Below are 8,658 nucleotides of genomic sequence, written 5' to 3'. Positions count from 1 at the left end.
CACATGAGCAATCTCAGTGCACTTTTTCATTTTGCATTAAAAATTGTTTCTTAAGAAAACAAATATTGATAAACAATATATGCAGCCAGTTTTGCTGTTCTATTGTCTAAATCAAATTTTGGATTGCACTCAGCAATATCTAAAAGTTTGATCTTGCCAGTCTCTTGAAGATGTTTAAAAATTGCTTCAAAAGTCGCTAAATCAATTCCTTTTACAGCAGGTGCACTTACTCCGGGTGCAACCGCGGCAGTAAATACATCTAAATCAATCGTAACGTACAAACAGTCTACTTTTTCAATAAAAGCATCAACCGCAGCAAGCACGTTGTTTAGGTTAAAAATATTAACCTCATGATCGCGTAAATATGAGCAATTTAGAGCATCGGCTGTATCAAACAAAACTTTAGTATTGGCATGGTTAGCCACCCCAATACATAAATAATTAAATTGTTTTTGATGCTGCTCTGAAAGTCGAGCTGCCTGTAAAAATGGTGTTCCAGAGGTAGCATGCTCTGCTTCACGCAAATCAAAATGGGCATCAAAATTAATAATGCCTATTTTTTTATCTGGCGCATGGGCTTGTACATATTGGAACAGGCCGCTAAAGCTGCCAAATGCAACCTCATGTCCACCGCCTAATACAATCGGTTTTAAATCATTTTGCAGGCTATTTGCGACTTGCTCAGCTAATTCGTTTTGGGCTTGCTCTAAATTGCCATATTCACAAGTTACTGTACCTAAATCGACAATACTGACTGGACGATGAATCGGTAAGTTAGCAAGTTGTGTGCGAATTGCATCTGGCGCATCGGCAGCACCGACTCGGCCTTTGTTACGCTTCACGCCCTCATCAGAGCTAAAACCAATCAGTGCAAATTCGGCAGGTTGGGTTTTGTTCATGATGTGATGAATACGTTGGTGTGCTTCACCCTCGCCATCATGGCGGCCTTGCCATTTAAATGTGTGGTTCATATGACACCGTTTAAAAAGTAACTTCTTGTCCATGCTGAACGACTCGCTTAGGCAAATCTCCGCCAAGCCAGTAAACAATTTCAGATGGATGTTCAATATCCCAAGCCACAAAGTCAGCGACTTTACCTTGCTCCAGACTGCCGTGCGTTTGTTCTAAGCCGAGCGCTTGTGCAGCATGAATAGTGACACCCGCTAATGCTTGCTCAGGCGTTAAACGGAATAGCGTGCTGCCCATGTTCAGCATTAAACGTAAAGAAAGTGCTGGAGATGTACCCGGGTTTAAATCACTCGACAGCGCAATACGGACGCCATGTTTAATGAGACTTTCAATCGGTGGATATTGTGTTTCACGTAATAAATAAAACGCGCCCGGCAATAACACTGCAACCGTACCCGACTCTGCCATGGCTTTGACATCATCTTCAGTCATGTACTCTAAATGGTCAGCCGATAAAGCTTGATAACGTGCTGCCAAGCTTGAACCGCCTAGCGATGAAAGCTGTTCAGCATGAAGCTTAACGGGTAAACCTAATGATTGTGCTGTTTTAAAAACACGTTCGACCTGAGCAGGTGAAAATGCTAAATGCTCGCAGAAGGCATCCACTGCATCGACTAAACCTTCGGCATGCAGTTTAGGCAGCATTTCTGTACAGATATGTTCGATATAAGCATCACTTTGGTCTTTGTATTCTGATGGTAACGCATGTGCTGCTAAACAGGTACTTTTTACCGTCATCGGTAATTTTTCACCAATTTGACGGATCACACGGAGCATCTTGCGCTCATTTTCGTAATCAAGTCCGTAGCCAGACTTAATCTCAATGGTGGTTACACCATCTTGTTGCATGCAACGAATACGCTTAAGTGCTGAGCTTAGTAATTGTTCTTCGCTGGCTTCTCGAGTTGCACGCACTGTACTGGCAATGCCGCCACCGCTTGCTGCAATTTCAGCATAGCTCACACCTTGCAAGCGTTTTTCAAACTCAACACTACGATTGCCACCAAACACACTATGTGTATGGCAGTCGATGAACCCTGGGGTCACCCAAGCGCCATTTAAATCAACTGTTTCGGAATAAGTGTCGGCAGGAATTTGTTGTTGTTTTCCAATCCACTGAATCAGATGCCCTTCTGTGACTATTGCAGCATCTTCAATGTAGGAGTATTGCCCATTTTGCATGGTCGCAATGTGGCAATTTTGCCAAAGTTTTTTCATTCGCTTTTCCTCAAAACTGCCCAATAGTAATACTATCGGGCAGTTGACTTGTTAGCTTTCTATCTCGATATTTTGCGGAATTGAATTATTTTGCTTTCCTAAATTCTGCTGAGGTTTCACCCAAATACGATAAGCGATCATTAATAGAACAAGCCATGTGATTCCTACATAAATTGCAGGGCGTGAATCTGGGAAATATCCCATCATGACTAAAATGAACACCATAAAACCGATTGCAAAAGCAGGAGCATACGGCCAACCAATAACGGGGAAATCCAATGCCTTAATTTCAGCAGTAGACAACTTACGGCGCATCGCAACTTGCGAAAGCAAGATCATGAGCCACACCCAAACGGTTGCGAAAGTTGCAATCGATGCAATGATCATAAATACATTTTCAGGAATCAGGTAATTCAGCACCACACCAATTAACAGCACGCCAGCCATAACCACTACAGTCATCCATGGCACACCATTACGTGATAATTTTTGAAAAACTCGAGGCGCTTGACCACGGTTTGCCATGCCATAAAGCATACGACCAGCACCAAATACATCACTATTAATTGCTGAAACAGCAGCAGTAATCACGACAATATTTAAAATTGTAGCTGCTGATTGAATGCCTAAATTCTCAAAAATCTGTACAAATGGACTACCTTGGCTACCAATTTGATTCCATGGGAAAATCGACATGAGTACAAAAATGGTTAGTACGTAAAACAGTAAAATACGAACCGGAACAGCATTAATCGCTTTTGGTAAAGTTGTTTTCGGGTCTTGTGATTCACCAGCTGTGATACCAATAATTTCGATACCACCAAAAGCAAATACAACCACAGATAAACATGCAACTAAACCTGCAATGCCATGTGGCATAAAGCCGTCATAAATCCATAAGTTTTGAATACCCGGTACCACACTGCTATGGTCAGCATGGAAGCCGTAGAACATTAAGCCGATTCCACCTAAAATCATGGCAACAATGGCGCTCACTTTGACAATAGAAAGCCAAAACTCGAGTTCGCCAAAGACTTTAACGTGAATAAGGTTAATTGCGCCCAAGAACATAATCAGCGATAGAATCCAGATCCACCGTGGTACATCGGGATACCAAAACCCCATGTAAATACCAAACGCAGTGACATCAGCCAACGCCACAATGATCATCTCAAAAACATACGTCCATCCAGTCGTAAAGCCAGCCAATGGACCAATGTACTGTGAAGCATAGTGGCTAAACGAACCGGAGACAGGGTTTTGGACAGCCATTTCACCTAGTGCGCGCATAACGATATAAATTGCAATCCCTGCAACGATATACGCAAGTAATACTGAAGGCCCTGCCATTTTAATCGCAGTTGCCGAACCATAGAAAAGCCCAGTTCCAATTGCTGAGCCCAATGCCAAGAAACGAATGTGACGGGTGTTCAATCCCCGCTGTAATGTGGAGTTTTGTGACATTATAATCTCCAATCCTTGAGGATATTTAGTTAGATTCGGCCACTCCATGTGACCGTTTTATCAATCACACTTCAGACAAACTAGGGAGTAGTTTTGGAATAAGTAACTCGTTTAAGCAGCCGCTTGAGAGTAATTCACTTGCTTGTTCAATATCAGGAGCAAAGAAACGGTCTTCACTGTAGTAAGGCACTTGAGCGCGCAAGATTTTACGAGCTTGTTCAAGTTTAGGCGAGCTTTTTAAGCCTTCACGGAAGTCTAGACCCTGACAAGCGCCTAACCATTCAACAGCTAAAATGCCACGGACGTTATCAGCCATATACCAAAGACGTTTACCCGCATTCGGAGCCATTGATACATGGTCTTCTTGGTTGGCTGAAGTTGGCAAGCTATCAACACTTGCAGGATGTGCAAGTGCCTTGTTGTCACTCGCAAGTGCAGCAGCGGTAACTTGAGCAATCATAAAGCCTGAGTTAACACCACCATTTGCCACCAAGAACGGTGGAAGCTGTGACATGTGACGGTCCATCATCATTGAAATACGACGTTCTGACAGTGAACCAATTTCAGCAATTGCCAGCGCTAAATTATCAGCCGCCATTGCAACAGGCTCTGCATGGAAGTTACCACCAGAAATCACATCACCTTGTTCAGCAAAAACAAGTGGGTTATCAGATACGGCATTCGCTTCAATTTCTAGTACTTCAGCCGCCTGACGGATTTGGGTTAAACAAGCACCCATTACCTGTGGTTGGCAACGTAATGAATATGGGTCTTGAACTTTGCTACAGTCTTCATGTGAATGGGCAATTTCACTTGAGTCTGTTAAGAGGTCACGATAAGCAGCAGCAACATCAATTTGACCACGCTGACCACGTACTTCATGAATACGAGCATCGAATGGTGCACGTGAACCCAGCATTGCTTCAACACTTAAACCACCACAAACGGTTGCAGCAGCAAATAAATCTTCAGCTTCAAATAAGCCGCGCAAAGCATAAGCGGTCGAAACCTGAGTACCGTTTAGAAGAGCCAAACCTTCTTTAGCTGCTAAAGAAATCGGTTCTAAACCTGCAACTTTTAAAGCTTCAACTGCTGGTAACCATTCACCCTTATAGCGTGCTTTGCCTTCACCAAGTAACACTAAAGACATGTGAGCAAGTGGTGCCAAGTCACCCGATGCGCCTACTGAACCTTTAAGAGGAATATGCGGATAAACCTCAGCATTGATTAAAGCCAACAAAGCATCAATGACTTTACGACGAATACCAGAGAAACCACGTGCCAAGCTGTTTGCTTTCAATAGAATAATTAAACGAACCATTGCATCATCAAGTGCTTCACCTACACCTGCCGCATGCGAAAGAACTAATGAACGCTGTAATTTTTCTAAATCTTCAGGAGCAATCTTGGTCGAAGCAAGTAAACCAAAACCAGTATTAATGCCGTAAGCTGTACGCCCTTCATTTACAATCTGTTCTACACAAGCCACGCTTGCATTAATTGCAGATGAAGCACTTTCATCTAATTTAACTTTAATTGGGTTGAGGTAAGCTTGACGTAAATCAGCTAAGGTTAGTTTTCCCGGTTGGATCAGTAATTCCATGTTGGCTTCCTAATTTTTTGCACTATATTCTGCTGAGACGGTGCTTTTCACAATTGCAAAAAGCACCGCTAGTTCTTCCGTGTATTTTTATTGCGTGATCATTGGCAAGTGCAAGCCTTGCTCTTTCGCACAATTAATCGCAATTTCATAACCTGCATCGGCATGACGCATAACACCTGTTGCAGGGTCATTGGTCAGTACGCGAGCAATACGTGCGGCAGCTTCATCTGTACCATCACACACAATCACAACGCCTGAGTGTTGAGAGAAGCCCATACCTACACCACCACCGTGATGTAAAGACACCCAAGTTGCGCCGCCCGCTGTATTTAACAATGCGTTTAATAAAGGCCAATCTGATACTGCATCTGATCCGTCTTGCATCGCTTCAGTTTCACGGTTTGGACTTGCAACTGAACCTGAGTCTAAATGGTCACGACCAATCACAACTGGCGCTGATAATTCACCGCTACGAACCATCTCGTTAAATGCCAAACCAAGTTTTGCACGTAGGCCTAAACCTACCCAGCAAATACGCGCTGGTAAACCTTGGAAGCTAATGCGTTCACGAGCCATGTCTAACCAGTGATGTAAATGCTCATCATCAGGAATTAATTCTTTAACTTTGGCATCTGTTTTATAAATATCTTCTGGGTCACCAGACAGCGCAGCCCAACGGAATGGACCAATACCGCGACAGAACAATGGACGGATGTATGCAGGTACGAAACCAGGGAAATCAAAAGCGTTTGCTACGCCTTCATCCTTCGCCATTTGACGAATGTTGTTGCCGTAGTCAAATGTTGGAACACCCATTTTTTGGAAATCGAGCATCGCTTGTACGTGCTTCGCCATCGACTGTTTTGCAGCTTTTACAACAGCTTCTGGTTCAGTTTTGGCACGTTCACGGTATTCATCCCAAGTCCAACCTACTGGTAAGTAGCCATTAAGTGGATCGTGTGCACTTGTTTGGTCAGTTACCATGTCTGGGCGTACACCACGGCGTACAAGCTCAGGTAAAATTTCAGCAGCGTTACCATGAAGCGCAATTGAAATTGCTTTGCCTTCTTTTGTATAACGATCAATACGCGCTAAAGCGTCATCTAAATCAGTTGCCTGTTCGTCTACATAACGGGTACGTAAACGGAAATCGATACTTGCTTGTTGGCATTCAATGTTTAAAGAACACGCACCTGCAAGTGTTGCTGCTAAAGGCTGAGCACCGCCCATACCACCTAAACCAGCAGTAAGCACCCAACGGCCTTTTAAGTCACCATTGTAGTGTTGGCGGCCTGCTTCAACGAAAGTTTCATAAGTACCTTGTACAATGCCTTGGCTACCGATGTAGATCCATGAACCTGCTGTCATTTGACCGTACATTGCAAGTGCTTTTGCGTCTAACTCGTTGAAGTGTTCCCAGTTTGCCCAGTGCGGTACAAGGTTTGAGTTTGCAATTAAAACGCGTGGTGCATCTTTATGAGTTTTAAATACACCTACTGGTTTGCCTGATTGAACTAATAAAGTTTCATCAGTTTCAAGATTTTTTAAAGTATCTACAATTTTGTCGAAACATTCCCAGTTTCGTGCTGCACGGCCAATACCACCGTATACAACCAACTCTTTCGGGTTTTCTGCAACGTCCGGATCAAGGTTATTCATCAACATACGCAATGGAGCTTCAGTTAACCAACTTTTAGCCGTCAATTCAGTGCCGCGTGGCGCACGAATTTCTACATCACGAAATTTTGTTGTCATTGTTGTCACAGGCGGACTCCTTCCTTTGAGCTTACATCAGCAGAACATCTCTTGTTTCTGCATTTGTATAGTAATGTATTAACTTGTATATACATCCATATACTACACAAATATTTTTCGGCGTGAAGAGGCTTGCTCGTATTTTTTTAAAAATAATTAATAAGCTTATGAATTAAATTAATTTATTTTTACATTAAGCATAAAAAAGCACATATCTTTTCACGAGACATGTGCTTTTAAATAAGCAAATTACTTAAGTTTTAACGCTGAATTAGCTCAATAACATAACAACTTTTTGCCTGAGTTTGAGTAAAATGAACCGATGTTACATCAGTATTTTTTTCAATTTTTAAAGTCTCATGGGCAGCAAGTAAAAAGGCTTTTTCTTCAATCTCTACTTCAGCGGCAGAACCACTATTAAAAATAAAAATCAGGTCTGCCGAGCTTAAAAAAGTCTGTGCTTCTGTACCATCTACTCTCTGAAAGCGAGCATGAAATTTTGCAGGATCATAAATTAAATTTAAATCTCGAATTGCCCCATTGACCAGTTCACTTTGAACCTGACTTTCACCATGAAAAGCAAAAATATCACCTTGGTTCAGCGTTTTGGCAGGAAGATCATCGACATGCAATACCATGCCCTGTCCATCGAGTACACTAATAATGCGCTGCTTATGGGGAAATAAGGAAAATGGTCCGGAAGTTGTCACATCTGCCATCGAAATGCGCCAATCGAAGTCAGCCTCACCTTGGCTTCTGGCAATTTCTAAAGTAAAGCCTGCACCGTTTTTCCAAAGCATTTTTGTATATTGATCGGCCCTGATCAATTCAATCATGGGTTAAATTTCCCTTCGAGATAATAGCGGCTACCCGGATAGATTAAACGCGCACTTGAAATGAGTTGTTTATTTGACCATGTGCGGCGACGGATCAGTAAACACGGTTCAGCTTTGGTAATCTTTAACCACTTACACTCTTGAGGAGATGCTAAAACGGCCTCGACAATATGCTCGCCTTCTGACACAGGTGCTTTTGCCATGAGGTAAGCATTTGGGGTAATGGTTTTAAAATCTTGTTCTAAATAATCTGGAATCAGTGCTGCATCAACCAAACGATCTTCGACCTGAACAGGTACATCATTTTCATAATGCACAATAATCGAATGAAATAATCTTTGCCCTTCGCGAGTCTGCATTAACACGCTTTGCTCTGCATTTGCATAAATTTGTTCTAAGACCAAAACTTCAGCGTGGTGCTTATGGTTTCGTGCAATAATCTCATCGGCAATATTATTAATTTGAAAAAGTGCAGTTCGGCCTTGCCCTTCAGCTACGAAAGAACCAACGCCCTGAATTCGAACGAGTAAGCCTTCTGTTGTTAACTCACGTAGCGCACGGTTTACCGTCATACGGCTACAGCCGAGTTGATTAACCAGTTCACTTTCCGAAGGAATTTTTTTATTTACAGCCCACGAGCCTTCATAAATTTTTTGTGAAATTAGCTGTTTGACGCGTTGATATAGAGGAACTGGACTATCAGCTTCAATCGAAAGCTCAGCATGTTCTTGTTTTGATGTTCTGGGCATAACAAATACTCAAAAAGGCGGCAGGCAAAAAGGTATTTTAGTTGACATGCTATGTATATACAAC

Annotated in this window: 7 protein-coding genes; all 7 read right to left on the bottom strand. The window is 42.5% G+C overall.

The genetic code is table 11. The features are described 5' to 3' along the window. Positions 1-50 precede the first annotated feature (50 nt). Complete coding sequence (gene hutG, locus HUN22_RS13430; RefSeq protein ID WP_174730294.1) at positions 51-971, bottom strand: formimidoylglutamase; 921 nt, start codon at positions 969-971, stop codon at positions 51-53. 10 nt (positions 972-981) lie between these two features. After that, the gene (gene hutI, locus HUN22_RS13425) at positions 982-2,187 is read right to left on the bottom strand and encodes an imidazolonepropionase (protein ID WP_174730291.1); all 1,206 of its coding nucleotides are present in this window, start codon (positions 2,185-2,187) and stop codon (positions 982-984) included. Between the two features lie 51 nt (positions 2,188-2,238). Further along, positions 2,239-3,651: an amino acid permease gene (locus HUN22_RS13420; protein ID WP_174730288.1), complete on the bottom strand. Its 1,413-nt coding sequence runs from the start codon at positions 3,649-3,651 to the stop codon at positions 2,239-2,241. Between the two features lie 64 nt (positions 3,652-3,715). After that, positions 3,716-5,254, bottom strand: coding sequence for a histidine ammonia-lyase (gene hutH / locus HUN22_RS13415; RefSeq protein ID WP_174730285.1), 1,539 nt, complete (start codon positions 5,252-5,254; stop codon positions 3,716-3,718). 87 nt (positions 5,255-5,341) lie between these two features. Continuing rightward, positions 5,342-7,009: a urocanate hydratase gene (gene hutU / locus HUN22_RS13410; protein WP_080648612.1), complete on the bottom strand. Its 1,668-nt coding sequence runs from the start codon at positions 7,007-7,009 to the stop codon at positions 5,342-5,344. A 260-nt stretch (positions 7,010-7,269) separates the two neighbouring features. Then, positions 7,270-7,845: a HutD/Ves family protein gene (locus tag HUN22_RS13405; protein WP_174730283.1), complete on the bottom strand. Its 576-nt coding sequence runs from the start codon at positions 7,843-7,845 to the stop codon at positions 7,270-7,272. Then, positions 7,842-8,594, bottom strand: a complete 753-nt coding sequence (hutC, locus tag HUN22_RS13400) for a histidine utilization repressor (RefSeq protein WP_068929678.1) — start codon at positions 8,592-8,594, stop codon at positions 7,842-7,844. The genes HUN22_RS13405 and hutC overlap by 4 nt, the downstream gene beginning before the upstream one ends. Between the last annotated feature and the right edge of the window lie 64 nt (positions 8,595-8,658).

The organism is Acinetobacter lactucae, from assembly GCF_013344765.1.
In the GTDB taxonomy this organism is placed as follows: Bacteria; Pseudomonadota; Gammaproteobacteria; order Pseudomonadales; family Moraxellaceae; genus Acinetobacter; species Acinetobacter lactucae_A.
This window is presented reverse-complemented; position numbering and strand designations above follow the sequence as displayed.